The organism is Plantactinospora sp. WMMB782 (assembly GCF_049179135.1).
Classification (GTDB): Bacteria; Actinomycetota; Actinomycetes; order Mycobacteriales; family Micromonosporaceae; genus Plantactinospora.
Genome location: NZ_JBMHMC010000007.1, coordinates 5,337,975 through 5,353,235 on the forward strand (window position 1 = coordinate 5,337,975; position 15,261 = coordinate 5,353,235).

12 protein-coding genes are annotated in these 15,261 nt (G+C 71.3%); 9 read left to right on the forward strand and 3 right to left on the reverse strand.

The genetic code is table 11. From position 1 onward, the window contains the following. Positions 1 to 73: 73 nt before the first annotated feature. Both ACN28A_RS26100 and ACN28A_RS26105 read right to left on the reverse strand, forming a co-directional pair. Positions 74 to 1,882: an RICIN domain-containing protein gene (locus ACN28A_RS26100; protein ID WP_421399112.1), complete on the reverse strand. Its 1,809-nt coding sequence runs from the start codon at positions 1,880 to 1,882 to the stop codon at positions 74 to 76. A gap of 80 nt (positions 1,883 to 1,962) precedes the next feature. Continuing rightward, positions 1,963 to 2,973, reverse strand: a complete 1,011-nt coding sequence (locus ACN28A_RS26105) for a LacI family DNA-binding transcriptional regulator (protein ID WP_421399115.1) — start codon at positions 2,971 to 2,973, stop codon at positions 1,963 to 1,965. A gap of 319 nt (positions 2,974 to 3,292) precedes the next feature. On the opposite strand from ACN28A_RS26105, the gene ACN28A_RS26110 reads away from it, so the two are divergent. Genes ACN28A_RS26110 through ACN28A_RS26125 form a run of 4 tightly spaced genes read left to right on the forward strand, consistent with a single transcriptional unit; the run spans position 3,293 to position 8,016 of the window. Further along, a complete protein-coding gene (locus ACN28A_RS26110) occupies positions 3,293 to 4,549 on the forward strand; it encodes a sugar ABC transporter substrate-binding protein (protein ID WP_421399118.1) in 1,257 nt (418 codons plus the stop codon). Between the two features lie 3 nt (positions 4,550 to 4,552). Beyond that, on the forward strand, positions 4,553 to 5,473 hold the full coding sequence (locus ACN28A_RS26115) for a carbohydrate ABC transporter permease (protein ID WP_421399121.1): 921 nt from the start codon (positions 4,553 to 4,555) through the stop codon (positions 5,471 to 5,473). Further along, positions 5,470 to 6,279, forward strand: coding sequence for a carbohydrate ABC transporter permease (locus tag ACN28A_RS26120; protein ID WP_421399123.1), 810 nt, complete (start codon positions 5,470 to 5,472; stop codon positions 6,277 to 6,279). Before ACN28A_RS26115 ends, ACN28A_RS26120 begins: the two co-directional genes overlap by 4 nt. A 54-nt stretch (positions 6,280 to 6,333) precedes the next feature. Next, the gene (locus ACN28A_RS26125) at positions 6,334 to 8,016 is read left to right on the forward strand and encodes an amylo-alpha-1,6-glucosidase (protein WP_421399125.1); all 1,683 of its coding nucleotides are present in this window, start codon (positions 6,334 to 6,336) and stop codon (positions 8,014 to 8,016) included. A 19-nt stretch (positions 8,017 to 8,035) separates the two neighbouring features. On the opposite strand, the gene ACN28A_RS26130 is transcribed toward ACN28A_RS26125, so the two are convergent. Continuing rightward, a complete protein-coding gene (locus ACN28A_RS26130; RefSeq protein WP_421399127.1) occupies positions 8,036 to 9,049 on the reverse strand; it encodes an NAD(+)/NADH kinase in 1,014 nt (337 codons plus the stop codon). A 366-nt stretch (positions 9,050 to 9,415) separates the two neighbouring features. Between ACN28A_RS26130 and ACN28A_RS26135 the strand changes: the two genes are divergently transcribed. The 5 genes from ACN28A_RS26135 to ACN28A_RS26155 are packed head-to-tail and all read left to right on the forward strand — an operon-like array spanning position 9,416 to position 15,213. Further along, positions 9,416 to 10,432 (forward strand): LacI family DNA-binding transcriptional regulator, encoded by a 1,017-nt coding sequence (locus ACN28A_RS26135; protein ID WP_421399130.1) that lies wholly within the window; start codon positions 9,416 to 9,418, stop codon positions 10,430 to 10,432. Positions 10,433 to 10,484: 52 nt separating this feature from the next. Further along, on the forward strand, positions 10,485 to 11,747 hold the full coding sequence (locus tag ACN28A_RS26140) for a sugar ABC transporter substrate-binding protein (RefSeq protein ID WP_421399132.1): 1,263 nt from the start codon (positions 10,485 to 10,487) through the stop codon (positions 11,745 to 11,747). Position 11,748: 1 nt separating this feature from the next. Beyond that, entirely contained in the window at positions 11,749 to 12,726 is a 978-nt protein-coding gene (locus tag ACN28A_RS26145) for a carbohydrate ABC transporter permease (protein ID WP_421399135.1), read from the forward strand. Continuing rightward, a complete protein-coding gene (locus tag ACN28A_RS26150) occupies positions 12,723 to 13,628 on the forward strand; it encodes a carbohydrate ABC transporter permease (protein WP_421399137.1) in 906 nt (301 codons plus the stop codon). The genes ACN28A_RS26145 and ACN28A_RS26150 overlap by 4 nt, the downstream gene beginning before the upstream one ends. Before the next feature lie 19 nt (positions 13,629 to 13,647). Next, the gene (locus ACN28A_RS26155) at positions 13,648 to 15,213 is read left to right on the forward strand and encodes a glucoamylase family protein (protein ID WP_421399139.1); all 1,566 of its coding nucleotides are present in this window, start codon (positions 13,648 to 13,650) and stop codon (positions 15,211 to 15,213) included. Positions 15,214 to 15,261 lie beyond the last annotated feature (48 nt).

The following is a 15,261-nucleotide window of genomic DNA, read 5'->3' on the forward strand; positions in this document are numbered from 1 at the left end:
GGCCGCCACCCTGCCTGGTGCTGCGGCAGGGGTGGCAGCCGGCGGTGCGGGTGTCAGCGCCCCCCCGGGTGTGTCAGCGGCCCCAGAGCCGCCAGGTCTGGTTGAGCGGGCTGCCCTGGCCCGCGGGGTTGCAGGTCCACTGGTGGACGAGGGCCCGCGGCGCCGTGGAGATGCTGCTGACGTCGACGCACTTCCCGCTGTGCCGGGCGACGAGTTGGTAGTCGTGGCCGTCGTTGCCGCCGTACGTCACCTTCCGGAGCGTGAACTGCTGGTGCTGCGCCGCGCTGTCACAGGTCCACTGCTGGACGGCGGCACCGTTGGCCGTGGACGCCGCGTTCACGTCGAGGCACTTGCCGGACTGCTGGTTGAGCACGGTGAAGGTGTTGGCGACTCCGGGGACCGGCCGGAAGTTCCAGAGCTGCTGGTCGCCGCCCTCACAGGCGAACTGCTGCTGCTGGTTGCCGTCCGCGGTGCTCAGGTTGCTGTTGTCGAGGCACTGCTGGGAGTGTTGGGCGACCGCGACCGTCTGGAAACCACCCTCCGAGGGCGGCAGCAGGGTGATCGTGAACGTGTCGTCGGCGTTCGTGTGCGGCAGGTTGACCGTGGTGGCGTTGCCGGAGAGCGTCACGACGGTGTTCGCGACGGTGACCGGCCCCTGGACGGCGCCACCGCCGTTGTACGGGATGCGCTGGGCGAGGACCCGTACCTGGTTGTTCTGCACGATGCCGCTGGTGGTGTCGAGGCGTCGCAGGTTGACGGCGATGTTGCCGGTGGTGCCGCCGCCACCGACCAGGATCCTGGCGACCCCGGTCGCCTTGGTGGCGAAGGCGTCGTAGGCCGGGCTGGGCGTGACGGAGACGATCGTGCCGGTCTGCGAGCCGTAGAAGCGGTAGACCCACCATTCGCCCTTGGGCTGGTGTTGCCCGGCGGAGTTGTGCACCAGCAGGTTGCCGAGGTCGTTGTGCAGGTTCGAGGTGCTGGCCCAGTTCGCGCGCAGCCCGTCGGCACCGGCGCGTTCCAGCCGGGCGATGTACCAGGAGCCGTCGCCGGGGTTCTGCTCGCTGGGCGAGCCGTACTCGTTGATCTGGTACGGGCGGGGGTGCGGGATGCTGCGGGCGTCGAGGGTCGCGTTGGCGGTGTTGACGTTGGCGACCGGGTCACCGGGCAGGCTGTGCCAGCTGAAGATGTCCGGCACGAGGTTGTTGGCCCGGACGAAGTCGAGGTACTGCACCCACCAGCCGCCGGTCGACGGCACGCAGGCGCAGCTCGGACCGACGATCAGGTGGCCGGGGAGTTCGGCGCGCAGCCGTTGGTAGGTGCGCCGCCACAACTCGAAGTACTGCGCCTGCGAGCGGTTCCAGAAGATGTTCAGGTTCGGCTCGTTCCAGATGTCCCACTGCACGGTGATCCCGGCGGCCCGGACGTCGCCGATCAGCCGGGTGAAGAAGGCGTCGTAGTCGGCCCAGTTGCCGTTGTCGCCGGGGAAGCGGGAGATGCCGTACCCGTCGGCGCCCCACAGGTCGTGCGGCAGGATGACGAACTGGCCGCCGAGCGCGATCGTGCGCCGGGCCTGGGCGAGGGTCGAGTTCCACCTGCGGTCGTAGCTGCCGGCGACCCAGCCGCCCGGCTGGCCGAGTTGGGCGCCGCCGGCCCGCATGTAGCGGAACTTGACGTCGCGGTAGAAGTGGTCGGCCGGTCCGGACGCGTTCTCGGTCATGCCGTAGATCCAGCCCGAGGCGCGGTAGCTGGGGGAACCACCGGCGACGGAGAAGTCGACGGTGATGGACTCGTCGCCGGCCTGGGCGGGGGTGGCGACGGCGGTCAGGGAGATGGCGGTGAGCAGCGCGGCGGTGAGTGCGCCGAGCAGCGTGGCTCTGTTCACGGAGGACTCCTTGGCTGGGGGACGGGCAGCGGAGATCGCGGGGCGAGCTCGTGGCTCGTCCCGGTGACCGGTCCGGAGGGCTACCGGGTGGGTGCCGGCCCGGTGCTGGCGCGCAGCGAGATAGGTGGAGTGAGCAACAGGTGCCGCGGTGGGGCCTCGGGGGTGGCGATGCGTTCCAGGAGCAGGTCGACGGCGCGGGTGCCCATCTCGGTGGGCACGTCGGCGGCGGTCAGCGGGGGACGGAAGTCCTCCGCCCAGTGCGGTGCGGCGACACCGGCGATGGAGAGGTCGCGGGGGACCACGACGCCGGCCCGTTCGAGGGCGCGCTGGATGCCGGGCAGCGCCGCCTCGTTGATGGTGACGACGGCGGTGACCGCCGGATGCCCGTCGCGTAGCTGTTCGAGGCACGCCTCGCCGCCGGCCGCGTCGTCGGCACAGCACAGGTCGACGCCGGTCAGCCCGCGCTGGCCGATCGCCTCGGTGAAGCCGGCAAGCGCCCGTTGGGCCGGCCCGTAGCCGGCGGCGACCAGCTCGGCGGAGCGGTTGACCAGGGCGACGTGCCGGTGGCCGAGGTCGGCGAGGTGGTGCACGCACCTGGCGACCAGGGTCGCGTAGTCGAGGTCGACCCAGCAGGTGCCGTCCGGTCGTGCGGTGTGTCCGATCGTGACGAAGGGCAGGCCGGTCTGCCGGAGGCGGGTGACCCGGTCGTCCTCGAGGCGGATCTCCATCAGGATCACGCCGTCGACGCGGCGCCCGCTGATGATCCGCTCGAAGGAGCGGTCGTGGTCGCCGCCGGACGGCGAGAGCAGCACGTCGAGGTCGACCCGGGCGGCGGCCTCCACGACGCTGGCGACGAAGCCGAGCTGCATCTCGGTCAGTCGCAGGCTGGCCGGGGGGATGACCAGCCCGATGGTGCGGGTGCGGCCTTCCCGCAGGCTGCGGGCGGCGGCGTTCGGCCGGTAGTCCAGCTCGTCGATGACGGCCCGGATGCGTTGCAGGGTCGGCTCGGAGACGTGCCGCTTGCCGCTGAGCGCGTACGAGACGGTGCTGCGGGACACTCCCGCCCGGCGGGCGATCTCGCCGATGTTCATCGCACCCCCACGAATCGGTTCTCCGCGTCGCGTCGACACCCGGGCTGCCCGACCCTATCGGGGACGTTCGCCCCGGGCCGGGCCGGCCGGGCAGCGAATCGGTTCGCTGGCAGCGTAGAACTCGGGTAGTCGAGGTGTCAACGGTGTGTCAATACCGTGAAACCGCCGTTTCTACGGACTGGGCCTGGGCCCTTGACCCCGTCCTCGGGATGGGCCTATCTTCGGCGAACCGATTCGGCGAATCGGTTCTGCGAGTCGATCCGGCCACGCAGACCAGCGATCTGGGAGCGCAGCTCATGAAGACAGAGCGCAGCAGCTCATGAAGACATCAGCCAGCAGGAACCGCACCCTGGGCGCGGCGCTGCTCGCCCTCGCGATCGCGGGTGGCCCGGCCGCCTGCTCGACCGCGGGCGACGGCGGTTCGACCGAGGGGGCCGGCGGCAGCTACACGATCTGGGACCCGTACCCGCAGTTCGGCGACGACTCGGCCTGGACGAAGCTGTTGCAGAGCTGCGGCAGCTCGGCCGGGGTCACGGTCGAGCGCACCGGCTACGACACCACCGACCTGACCAACAAGGCGCTGCTGGCCGCACAGCAGGACAACTCGCCGGACGTGCTGATCATCGACAACCCGGTGATCTCCACGCTGGCCGAGGCGGGCGCGCTCACCACGACCGAGGAGAACGGGCTCGACACCTCGGCGATGGACCCCAACCTGCTCGGCGCCGGCCAGAGCGGCGGAAAGACCTATGGCGTCCCGATCGGCGCGAACACCCTCGCCCTCTACTACAACAAGGACCTGCTCGGCACCGCCGGGGTGGACGTCGCGACGGTCCGGGACTGGCCGTCGCTGACCGCGGCCCTGGCCAAGGTGAAGGCGGCCGGGAAGAAGGGCATCACCTTCTCCGCCATCGGCACCGAGGAGGGCAGCTTCCAGTTCCTGCCCTGGTTCTGGGGCTCCGGAGCGCAACTGACCGCGCTCGACTCGCCGCAGGCGGTCTCCGCGCTGGCACTCTGGACCGACTGGCGCAAGCAGGGGTACGCGCCGAACTCGGTAATCAACAACACCCAGACCACCAGCTGGCAGGAGTTCGCCAGCGGGGACTACGCGTTCGGCGAGAACGGCACCTGGCAGCTGGCCAACGCGGAGAAGCTCGACTTCGAGTACGGCATCATCCCGATCCCGGCCAGTGCCGGCGGCACCGCGCCGGCACCCACCGGCGGCGAGTTCGTCTCCGTCCCGGTGCAGGGCGACCCGGCGCGGTACGCCACCTCGCAGAAGTTGGTGTCCTGCCTGACCAGCGGGGACAACCTGCTGACCACCGACACCACGCTGTCGTACATCGCGCCGGTCGCGGCCGTCCGGGACAGGCAGGTCGCCGCCGACCCGAAGCTGAAGGTCTGGGCCGAGGCGGTGCAGGCAGCCAGGGGGCGGACCGGCGACGACCTCGGCACCAGGTACCCGAAGATCTCCGAGCCGCTCTGGACGGCGGTGCAGGCCGCGCTCAGCGGGTCGAAGACTCCGCAGGAGGCGCTGGCCAGGGCGCAGTCGACCGCCGCCGCCGCGACGAGGTAGCCGATGACCAGCCGCCGACAGCGGAAGGTCCCCGGCCGCCGACGGCCCGACGGTGGCCGGTGGGCGGCGTGGGCGTTCCTCGCCCCGGTGACTCTTTACCTGCTGGCGTTCTACGCGTACCCGCTCTGTCGCAACGTCGAGCTGAGCCTGCGCGAGTACACGGTGCGGTCGTTCGTGCAGGGCGGTGCGCCGTTCGCCGGACTGGACAACTACCAACGGATCCTGTCCGACCAGACCTTCGGCCCGGCACTGCTGCACACGGTCGTCTTCACCGGCGCCTCGCTGCTGTTCCAGTTCACCATCGGGATGGCCCTCGCGGTCTTCTTCCACCAGCACTTCCCACTGTCCCGGACGCTGCGGGCGCTGTTCCTCGTACCGTGGCTGTTGCCCCTGATCGTCTCGGCCTCCACCTGGTCGTGGCTGCTCAACAGCGACGCCGGCCTGGTCAACGCCGCCCTGGGCGCGGTCGGGGTCGGCCCGGTCAACTGGCTCACCTCGCCGGACTGGTCGCTGGCCTCGGTGATCATCGCGAACGTCTGGATCGGCATCCCGTTCAACCTCGTGGTGCTCTACAGCGGCCTCCAGGCCGTCCCCGGCGGGCTCTACGAGGCGGCGGCCCTGGACGGGGCGAACGGGTGGCAGCGGTTCCGGCGGATCACCTTTCCACTGTTGCGGCCGGTGTCGGCGATCACGCTGCTGCTCGGGCTGATCTACACGCTCAAGGTCTTCGACATCATCTGGATCATGACCAGGGGCGGCCCGACCGACTCCTCCACCACCTTCGCCACCTGGTCCTACCGGCTCGGCTTCGGCAACGTGCTGCCCGCCTTCGGGCCCGGCGCGGCCGTCGGCAACCTGCTGATAGTGCTGGCGCTGGTCTTCGGACTCGTCTACATCCGCATCCAGCGGAGGCAGCCGGCATGAGGCGGGTGGCGAAGACGGTCCTCGGGCTCTTCCTGACGGCCGTGATGCTCTTCCCGGTCTACTGGATGGTCAACGTGTCGTTCACCCGCGACCAGGACATGCGGGCCTCGCCGCCACACCTGTTCCCGACCGACGGCACGCTGGAGGGCTACCGGGCGGTTCTCGACCAGCAGTTGCCGTACCTCGGCACGAGCCTGCTGGTCGGGCTCGGCACGGTGGTGCTGACCGTGCTGCTGGCCGCCCCGGCCGGCTACGCGCTGGCCAAACTGCGCCCGGTCGGCGGCGGCGTACTCGGCTTCGTGTTGCTGACCGCGCAGATGATCCCCGGGATCATCATGGCGATGGGCTTCTACGCCATCTACCTCAACCTCGGCGTGCTCAACTCGGTCCCCGGCCTGATCCTCGCCGACTCGACGATCGCGGTGCCGTTCGCCGTGCTCGTCTGCACCGCCTTCATGTCCGGCATCCCCGAGGAGCTGATCCAGGCCGCCGTGGTCGACGGTGCCGGCCGGCTGCGCACCTTCTGGTCGGTCGTGCTGCCGGTCAGCCGCAACGCCGTCGTCACCGTGTCGCTCTTCGCCTTCCTCTGGGCGTGGTCGGACTTCGTCTTCGCCTCCACCCTGGCCGGTGCCGGCGAGTACCAGCCGATCACGCTCGGCATCTACCGGTACATCGGCAACAACAACCAGCAGTGGAACGCCATCATGGCCACCGCCGTGGTCGCCTCGATCCCGGCCACCATCCTGCTGGTGCTCGCCCAGCGTTATGTCGCGGCCGGCGTGACCGCCGGCGCCGTCAAGGACTGAGCAAGCCGTCGAGAACCGAGAAGCGTCGAGAACCGAGAAAGTGAGCTGCCGCCTATGTTCTCCATCCAGGACATTCCGTTCAGCTGTCGCGGATCCTGGCTCAACGTCTCACCGGTGGTGGCCGAGCACACCTATGCCGAGGACCTGCACCTGGTCTCGCACCAGACCGGCATGCACGTCGTACTCCGGTTCACCCCGTCGCGCCCGGACGTCACGGTCGTCGCCACGCCGAGCCTGCTCAGCTGGCGGCACGGCACCGGTCGCGTCGAGCTGGCGTACCAGAGCCCGGACACCGTCCGGCTGCGCGGCGACGGGCTCGGCATGCGGATCGCCGCCGCGCCGGCCACGCTCACCCCGTTCAGTGGCATCTACCTCTACCGCGACCCGGTCGACGGTTCCCACGTGTTCACCTCGTACGAGACCGGCCGCCGCTACCGGCTCACCCTGCTCGCGGGTGAGCTGGAGCGGTCCGGCGGAGTCTCGGCGCTGGGCACCGCCGAGCGGCACCTGACCCTGCCCGCCGGGCAGCCGTGGGAGATCGCGATCGAGGAGTACCAGGCCGCCCGCCGCCCGTACAGCACCGACGTCCCGTTCGACGACCTGCACCGGGCGACGGCCGCGGCGTTCGCCGGGTTCGTCGACGCGGTCGCGCCGTGGCGTACCCCGCAGACTCCGGCGGCCGAACTGGCCGCCTACGTGCTGTGGTCGGCCACCGTCGCGCCCGCCGGTTTCGTCACCCGTCCGGCGGTGCTGATGTCGAAGCACTGGATGGACAAGGTCTGGAGCTGGGACCACTGCTTCAACGCCATCGCACTGGCCGCCGGCGAGCCGGAGCTGGCCTGGCACCAGTTCCAGCTCCCCTTCGACCACCAGGACCCGAGCGGGGCGCTGCCGGACTCGGTGACCCACTCCGAGGTGCTCTACAACTTCGTCAAGCCGCCCATCCACGGCTGGGCCCTGCGGCACCTGCGGCGGCGCCTGGGCCGGCCGGTGGACCGGGCCGAGCTGATCCGGACGTACGAGCGGCTGGCCCGCTGGACCGGGTTCTGGCTGGAGGCACGCCGGGTGCCCGGCCACGAGCTGCCGCACTACCAGCACGGCAACGACAGCGGCTGGGACAACGCCACCACCTTCGACGGCGACCGGGTCGTACAGAGCGCCGACCTGGCGACCTTCCTGGTCGTGCAACTGCGCTGCCTGGCCGACCTGGCCACCGAACTCGGCCGGCCCGAGGCCCGGCGCTGGGCCGGGCAGGCGGACCGGATCCGGGCCGCGATGCTCGACCAGCTCTGGACCGGTGACCGGTTCGACGCGCGCAGCCCGGCGACCGGCGAACGCCGGGCCAGCACCAGCCTGCTCGACCTGCTGGCGATCGTGCTCGGCGACGACCTGCCCGCCGAGGTCGGCACGGCGCTCGCCCGCCGGATCGAGACCCACCTGACCGCGCACGGCCTGGCCACCGAACCCGTCGACTCCCCGCACTACGTCCCCGACGGTTACTGGCGCGGCCCGATCTGGGCACCGTCGACGGTCCTGGTCGAGGACGGCCTGCGCCGGGCCGGGCACACCGGGCTCGCCGACGAGATCAGCCACCGCTTCCGGGTGCTCTGCGAGAAGTCCGGCTTCGCCGAGAACTTCGACGCCGAGACCGGCGCCGGCCTGCGGGACCGCGCCTACACCTGGACCGCCAGCAGCTATCTCGTCCTTGCCGCCGGCTTCGTGCACCGAGGCTCCTGACGGCACCGGGGAGCAGGGGTCAACCGTCGGCCTGGTCGGGGCGCCGGCTGTCGGCCACCGCGGCCGGCGCGTCGGCCAGGGAGAACCGCTCCCGCAATCGGGAGTAGAACCGGGACGGGCGCAGCCGTACCAGGCGGGCCGGCTCGCCCGCCGGCAGCACCGTCAACCAGTCACCGGGATCGAGTACGCCCCGGAGCTGCCCGTCGACGCTCACCGCGACCTGCCCGGACCGGTCGAGAACGCGTACCGTTACCGGCTCGTCGGCGGCCATCACCAGACTGCGGTTGAAGACCATGTGCGGGGCGACCGGGGTGAGGACCAGCGCGGCGAGCCTGGGGGAGAGGACCGGGCCGCCGGCGGCGAAGTTGTAGGCGGTCGAGCCGGTCGGGCTGGCCACCACCAGGGCGTCGGCCGAGTAGGACGCGAAGAGCGTCTGGTCCAGGTAGACCCCGAGACTGGCCTGCCGGTCCCGGGCCAGTTTCTCGAAGACGATGTCGTTGAGCGCGGTGACGTCCAGCGCCACCCCCGGCTGGTCGACAGGTTCGACGGTGAGCGGCAGCGGCGGGGGCGGTGGGAGCAGCGGGCCGCGCCCGTAGCGCAGCAGCGCCTCCATCCCGCCGGGGATCTCCATCGGCCGGGAGGCGCAGAGGGTCAGCATCAGCCGCTCGTCGAGCTGTACCCGGTCGGAGAAGAAGGCGTCCAGCGCGGTGTCGATCTCGGTGGGTTCGATCTCGGTCAGGAAGCCCACCCGGCCGACGTTGATGCCGAGCACCGGCACCCCGTCCTTGGCGGCGATCCGCGCGCCGCGCAGGAAGGTCCCGTCGCCACCGATCGTCACCACCAGCGCCGGATGGCCGGCGGCCTCCGCCTCGTCCCCGGCGTTGCGCCGCCGGTCTGCCGAGGCGGCCCCCCAGACGTCGATGTCGCTGACCCCGACCGAGTGGTCGGCCGCCCAGCGCCGGACGGTCCCGGCCGCCGCCACCGCCGCCGCCCGGCCCTGGTGCACCACCAGGCCGATCCGCTGACCCGTCATGTACCCGTCTCCTGCCTGGCACCCACGTTCTCGTCTCCTGCCTGGCATCCACGCCACCGGCCCTCCGGCGGTGAACGATCCGGTCGCGGTTCTCGGCACTGCCTGTGCGGTCTTCGGCACTGCGGTCCTCGGCACTGCGGTCCTCGGCACTGCCTATCACGAACCCGGCCGCCCGGCTCGCAAGGGGCAGCGCCCGCCCCCTCCGCCGGGCACCCGGACCCGCCGCGATCCGGCCGCCGCCCGGCTTGACAGCGGTGGCCGGCGGGTCCAGGCTGGGCCTCTGTAAGCGCTTCCGGAAACGGTTCGTCAGTGCCAGTCCTGTAAGCGCTTCCGGGAGGATTTAGTCCGAATTGCTGGGAGTTGGCGATGGCGGTGCAGGACCGGCGACAGGCGACGATCTACGAGGTCGCCCAACGGGTCGGCGTCTCCATCGCCACCGTGTCCCGGGCACTGCGCGGCACCGACTACGTCGCGCCGGAGACCCGCCGCCGGGTGCTGGCGGCGGTCGAGGAGTTGCAGTTCCGACCCAACCGGCTGGGTCAGTCCCTGGCCGAGGGACGGCACGCCGCGAACGGCATCGTCTTCCCCGACCTGTCCGGCCCGTACTACTCGGAGGTGGTGCTCGGCTACGAGGAGGTCGCCGCCGAACTCGGCAACAGCGTGCTCATCCTGGCCACGCACGCCCGGCCGGACCCGGAACGCAAGGTGCTCGAACTGGCCCGCCGGGTGGACGGGATGGTGGTGATGGGCCGGACGGTCGCCGACGAGGTGATCGCGCGGGTGGCCGGGACCGGGGTGCCGACCGTGCTGCTGGCCAGGGGCGCGGTCGGCAACCTGGACACCGTCACCGCCGACAACGACAGCAGCGCCAGGCTGGTGGTCGAGCACCTGCTCGGGCACGGCTACCGGCGGTTCGCCTACCTGGGCGACCCGGACTCCTCACCGGACGTGACCGACCGGTACGCGGCGTTCCGGGCCGCGCTGTCGGCGGCCGGGCACACCCCGCCCCGGGCGCCGGTGCGGTGCGCCTTCGACGTGGACGCCGGCCAGCGCGCCGCCCGGCGGGTACTCGCCGGACCGTCCCGGCCGCAGGCGCTGGTCTGCGCCAACGACGAGGTCGCGCTCGGCGCCCTGGCCGCCGCCGCCGAACTGGGACTGGCCGTGCCCACCGACGTCGCGGTGACCGGCTGGGACGACGTGATGGCGGCCCGCTACGCCGGGCTCACCACGGTGCACCAGCCGATGCGCGAGTTGGGCGCGACGGCGGCCCGCTGGTTGCAGGACCGGATGGCCGGCAGCCAGGCCCCGGTCCGCCGAGACGTACTCCCGACCAGGCTCGTCGTGCGTTCGAGCTGCGGTCCACATGACGCCGGGACGACGTGACGCGGCACGACAGGACGCCGGAACGACACGACGCCGAGACGAAAGGTTCGAGATGACGACATGGAGACGGGCGGGTGCCGTCGTGGCACTCGCGGCGATGCTCGCGGTGACCGGTTGCGGCCGGGACGGCGGCGGTGGCGGGGAGGCGGCGGCACCGGTCGGCGAGGGGAAGGCGACCGGTGACATCACGGTCTGGGCGATGGGCACCGAGGGGGAGAAGCTCTCCGTACTCGCCCAGGACTTCATGCGGGAGAACCCGGACGCCAAGGTGACGGTGACGCCGATCCCCTGGGACGGCGCGCACGACAAGTTGGCCACCGCCATCGCCGGGAAGCAGACTCCCGACCTCAGCCTGATCGGCACCACCTGGATGGGCGAGTTCGCCAAGACCGGCGGCCTGGACCCGACACCGACCGACCTGATCAGGAAGGAGGACTTCTTCGCCGGCGCCTGGGACACCACGGTCGTCGACGGGACCTCCTACGGCGTGCCGTGGTACGTCGAGACCCGGCTCTTCTACGTCAACTCCGCCGTCGCCACCCGGGCCGGGATCACCGCGCCGCCGAAGACCTGGGAGGAGTTCAAGTCCGCGGTCACCGCGCTGAAGACCCGGGGCGGTGCCAAGTGGGGTGTCAACCTGCAACCGCCGGGCTCGGCCATCGGCACCTGGCAGACCGTCATGCCGTTCGTCTGGTCCAACGGCGGCGACGTGGCCACCGACGGCACCTTCACCCTGGACAGCCCGCAGGCCGTCGAGGCGTACGCGTACTACCGGTCGTTCTTCGCCGAGGGGCTGGCGCCGAAGGACCTCGCCCAGGGCGCGCTCGAACCGGCCTTCCTGAAGGGCGAGATCGGCGCCTTCCCCTCCGGACCCTGGCACATCGGGGTACTCAAGGAGCAGGGTGGCGAGGGCAAGTTCCAGCTCTGGCCGATGCCCGGCCGGCAGTCGGCGACCTCCTTCGTCGGCGGCGGCGACCTGGCGGTCTTCAAGGACGCGAAGAACCGGGACGGGGCGTGGAAGTTCGTCGCCTACCTGAGCCGGCCCGAGGTGCAGACGAAGTGGTACCAGACCACCAGCGACCTGCCGGCGGTGCAGCAGGGCTGGGACGACCCGGCGCTGCGCGGCGACCCGCTGCTCTCCACCTTCGGCAGGCAGCTGGAGGACGCCAAGTCGCCACCGGCGATCCCCACCTGGGAGCAGATCGCCGCGGCGATCGACGGCGAGGTGGAGAAGATGGCCAAGGCCGGCGCGACGCCGGAGGACGCCGCCAGGGCGATGCAGCAGCGGGCCACCTCGATCGGCACCGGGGCCTGAGATGACCGCCGTCGCCCCCGAGGCGGGCACCCGGTCCACCGACCCGGGCACCCGGCGCCCCGGGGCGGGCACCCGGCGCGGACGCGGTGGGCCGCGGCTGCGCCGGGCGGTGGCCGGCTGGAGCTTCGCCCTGCCGTTCACCGCGCTGTTCCTGGTCTTCCTGGCCGGTCCGGTGCTCGCCTCGCTGCTGATGAGCTTCACCGACCTGCGCAGCGCCGACGTGCGCAGCCCGTTCGCGGTGAACGTCGTCGGGCTGCGCAACTACGCCCGGCTCCTCGACGACGAGCTGTTCGTCCGGGCCGCCGTGAACACCGCGATCTTCGTACTGCTCGGTGTACCGCTGACCATGGTGGCCGGGTTGGCGGCGGCGCTCGGACTCAACTCGGGGCTGACCCGGCTGCGCACGGTGTTCCGGGTCGGCTACTACCTGCCGGTGGTGACGAGCATCGTGGCGGTGGCCGTGGTCTGGCGGTTCCTGCTGCAACCCGACTCGGGGCTCGTCGACAACCTGCTCCGGCTGGTCGGGCTCGACGGGCCGAACTGGCTGGGCCGGACCGACCTGGCCCTGCCGTCGCTGATCGTGATGGCGGCCTGGCGCAACCTCGGCTACCAGATGGTGATCTTCCTTGCCGGGTTGCAGGCGATCCCGCAGCACCTCTACGAGGCGGCCCGGATCGACGGGGCCAGCGGCTGGCAGCAGTTCCGTTACGTGACCCTGCCGTCGCTGCGCCCGACGCTGCTCTTCGTCGGGGTGATCGGGACCATCGGCTACCTCCAGTTCTTCGAGGAGCCGCTGGTGATGACCCGGGGTGGTCCGCTCAACTCGACGCTCTCGGTCTCGTACCACATCTACAACCAGTTCGGGTTCGGCAACTACGGCTACGCGTCGGCGATGAGCTACGTGCTCTTCGTTGCCATCGTGCTGCTGTCGATCCTCTGGTTCCGGCTGCTCCGCTCCTCCGAGGAGGTGTCGAGGTGAGTGCCCCGGTGACGGGTCCACGCCCGCCGGTGACCGTACCGCCGCTCGCGGGCGACGGTGCGCGCCGGCCGGTACGACGGCGCCGGGACCGGGTGGCCACGGTCGTGCTGCACGTGGTGTTGGTGGCGGGCCTGCTCGCTATGGTCGGCCCGTTCCTCTGGATGCTGATCTCGTCGTTCAAGTCGGAGGCGGAGATCCGGCTCGTTCCGGCGACCTGGTGGCCGGAACAGTTCACCCTGGACAACTACCGGGAGCTGTTCGGTCGGCTGGACTTCCCGACGTACTTCTTCAACTCGGCCCTGGTCGCCACCCTGGTCACGGCCGGCAACCTGGTCTTCTGTTCGGCCGTCGGCTACGCGCTGACCAAGCTGCGCTTCCCGGGCCGCCGGGCGCTGTTCGGGCTGGTCCTCAGCGCGGTGATGGTGCCCAGCATGGTGACCTTCGTGCCGCTCTTCGTGCTGGTCGCCAACCTGGGGCTGACAAACACCTACGCCGCGCTTGTGCTGCCGTTCCTGGCCGGCGCGCTGGGCGCGTTCCTGATGCGCCAGTTCATGTTCTCCATCCCCGACGAACTGGTCGAGTCGGCCCGGGTCGACGGCGCGAGCGAGCTGCGGATCTTCGTCCGGATCGTGCTGCCGCTCTGCCGGCCGGCGCTTGCCGCGCTCGGCATCCTCACCTTCCTCGCGCACTGGAACAGCTTCATCTGGCCACTCGTGGTGGCCACCACCGAGGACAAATACACCCTGCCGGTCGCGCTGGCGCTCTACAGCGTCGGGCAGAACCAGACCAAGTTCGGGTTGCTGCTCGCCGGCTCGGCGGTGGTGGTGCTGCCCGTCGTGATCGTCTTCCTCGTGTTGCAGCGGCACTTCGTGCGCGGCATCGCGACCACCGGACTGAAGTGACGTACCTCCGGAGGTAACCATGATCCGTCCCCTCCGGGTCGCCCTGACGGCGACCCTCGCCCTGGCGCTGACCATCCCGGCCGGCGCCGCCCCGGCCGCCCCGCCGGCCCACCCCGCACCGGCCGGCGTCGACCGGGCCGGCGCGCTGCGCCTGGCCGCCGACACCTGGCGGTCCATGGTGGCGATGACCGACCCGGGTACCGGACTGCCCGCCGACAACATCGACGGGGACCTGGCCCCGGGCAGCCGGTCGAAGTACACCTCGCCGACGAACATCGGCTCGTACATCTGGTCGGCCGTGGCGGCCCGTGAGCTGAAGCTGATCGGCGAGCGGGAGCTGGTCCGGCGGGTGGAGACCGCCCTGGACTCGCTGGCCCGGCTCGACCGGCACGCCGACTCCGGGATGTTCTTCAACTGGTACGACCCGGCGACCCTGGAACTGCTGCGCACCTGGCCGGTCGACGGCACGCCGGTGTACCCGTTCGCCTCCAGTGTGGACAACGCCTGGCTGGCCGCGGCGCTGATGGTGGTGCACAACGCGCTGCCGCAACTGCGCCGCAGGTCCGACCCGCTGCTGGAGGCGATGGACTTCGGCTTCTACTACGACAGCCAGGCGCGCGGCGCAGACGTGCCGGTCGGACTGATGCGCGGCGGCTTCTGGGTCGAGCCGCCGCCCGGCTGCTCGCTGCCCGGCAACTACCGGGGCCGTGGTCCGGACGTGCACTACACCTGCCACACCTACGGCGCCTTCAACAGCGAGACCCGCATGATCAGCTATGTCGCGATCGCCCGTGGCCAGGTGCCGCCGGCACACTACTTCGGCCCCTGGCGCACCTTCCCGGACACCTGCGACTGGTCCTGGCAGGAGATGAAGCCGGTCGGCGGCTGGCGGGAGTACGCCGGGGTGCCGGTCTTCGAGGGCGCCTACCGCTACCGGGGACTTCAGTTCGTACCCTCCTGGGGCGGGGACATGTTCGAGGTGTTCATGCCGGACATGTTCGTACCCGAGACCCGGTGGGGGCCGAAGAGCTGGGGACGCAACCACCCGGTCTACGTACGCGGCCAGATCGCACACGGCCTCGACGACGCGAAGTACGGCCACTGGGGCTTCTCACCCGCCTCCGACCCGGCCGGCGGCTACCGCGAGTACGGGGTGGACGCGATGGGGCTGGACGGTCCCGGTTACCCGAGTGACCAGGAGCGGACCAGCGTCGACTACGGGTTCGCCGGCTGTCCCGACCGTCCCGCCCAGCCCGAACCGGCGGTGTACGGCGACGGCGTGGTCACCCCGCACGCGGTGGTGCTGGCCCTGCCGTACGCACCGGCCGCAGCCCAGGCCGAACTGGCGAAGCTGCGCCGCGAGTTCGACGTCTACGGCCCCGGCGGCTTCTACGACTCGGTGGCGGTGCGCAGCGGCACCGTCGCCGAGCGGTATCTCGCACTCGACCAGGGGATGGTGCTGGGCTCCCTGGGCAACCTGCTCGGCAACGACGTGCTGCGCCGGCAGTTCACCCGGGGCGGGGCGGAGCGGCTGCTCCGGCCGGTGATGCGGATGGAGGAGTTCTCCGTACCGCCCCGGCAGTAGCCGACCCGGCCCGGCAGTGGCCGAACCCGGCCCGGCTGCCACCGAACC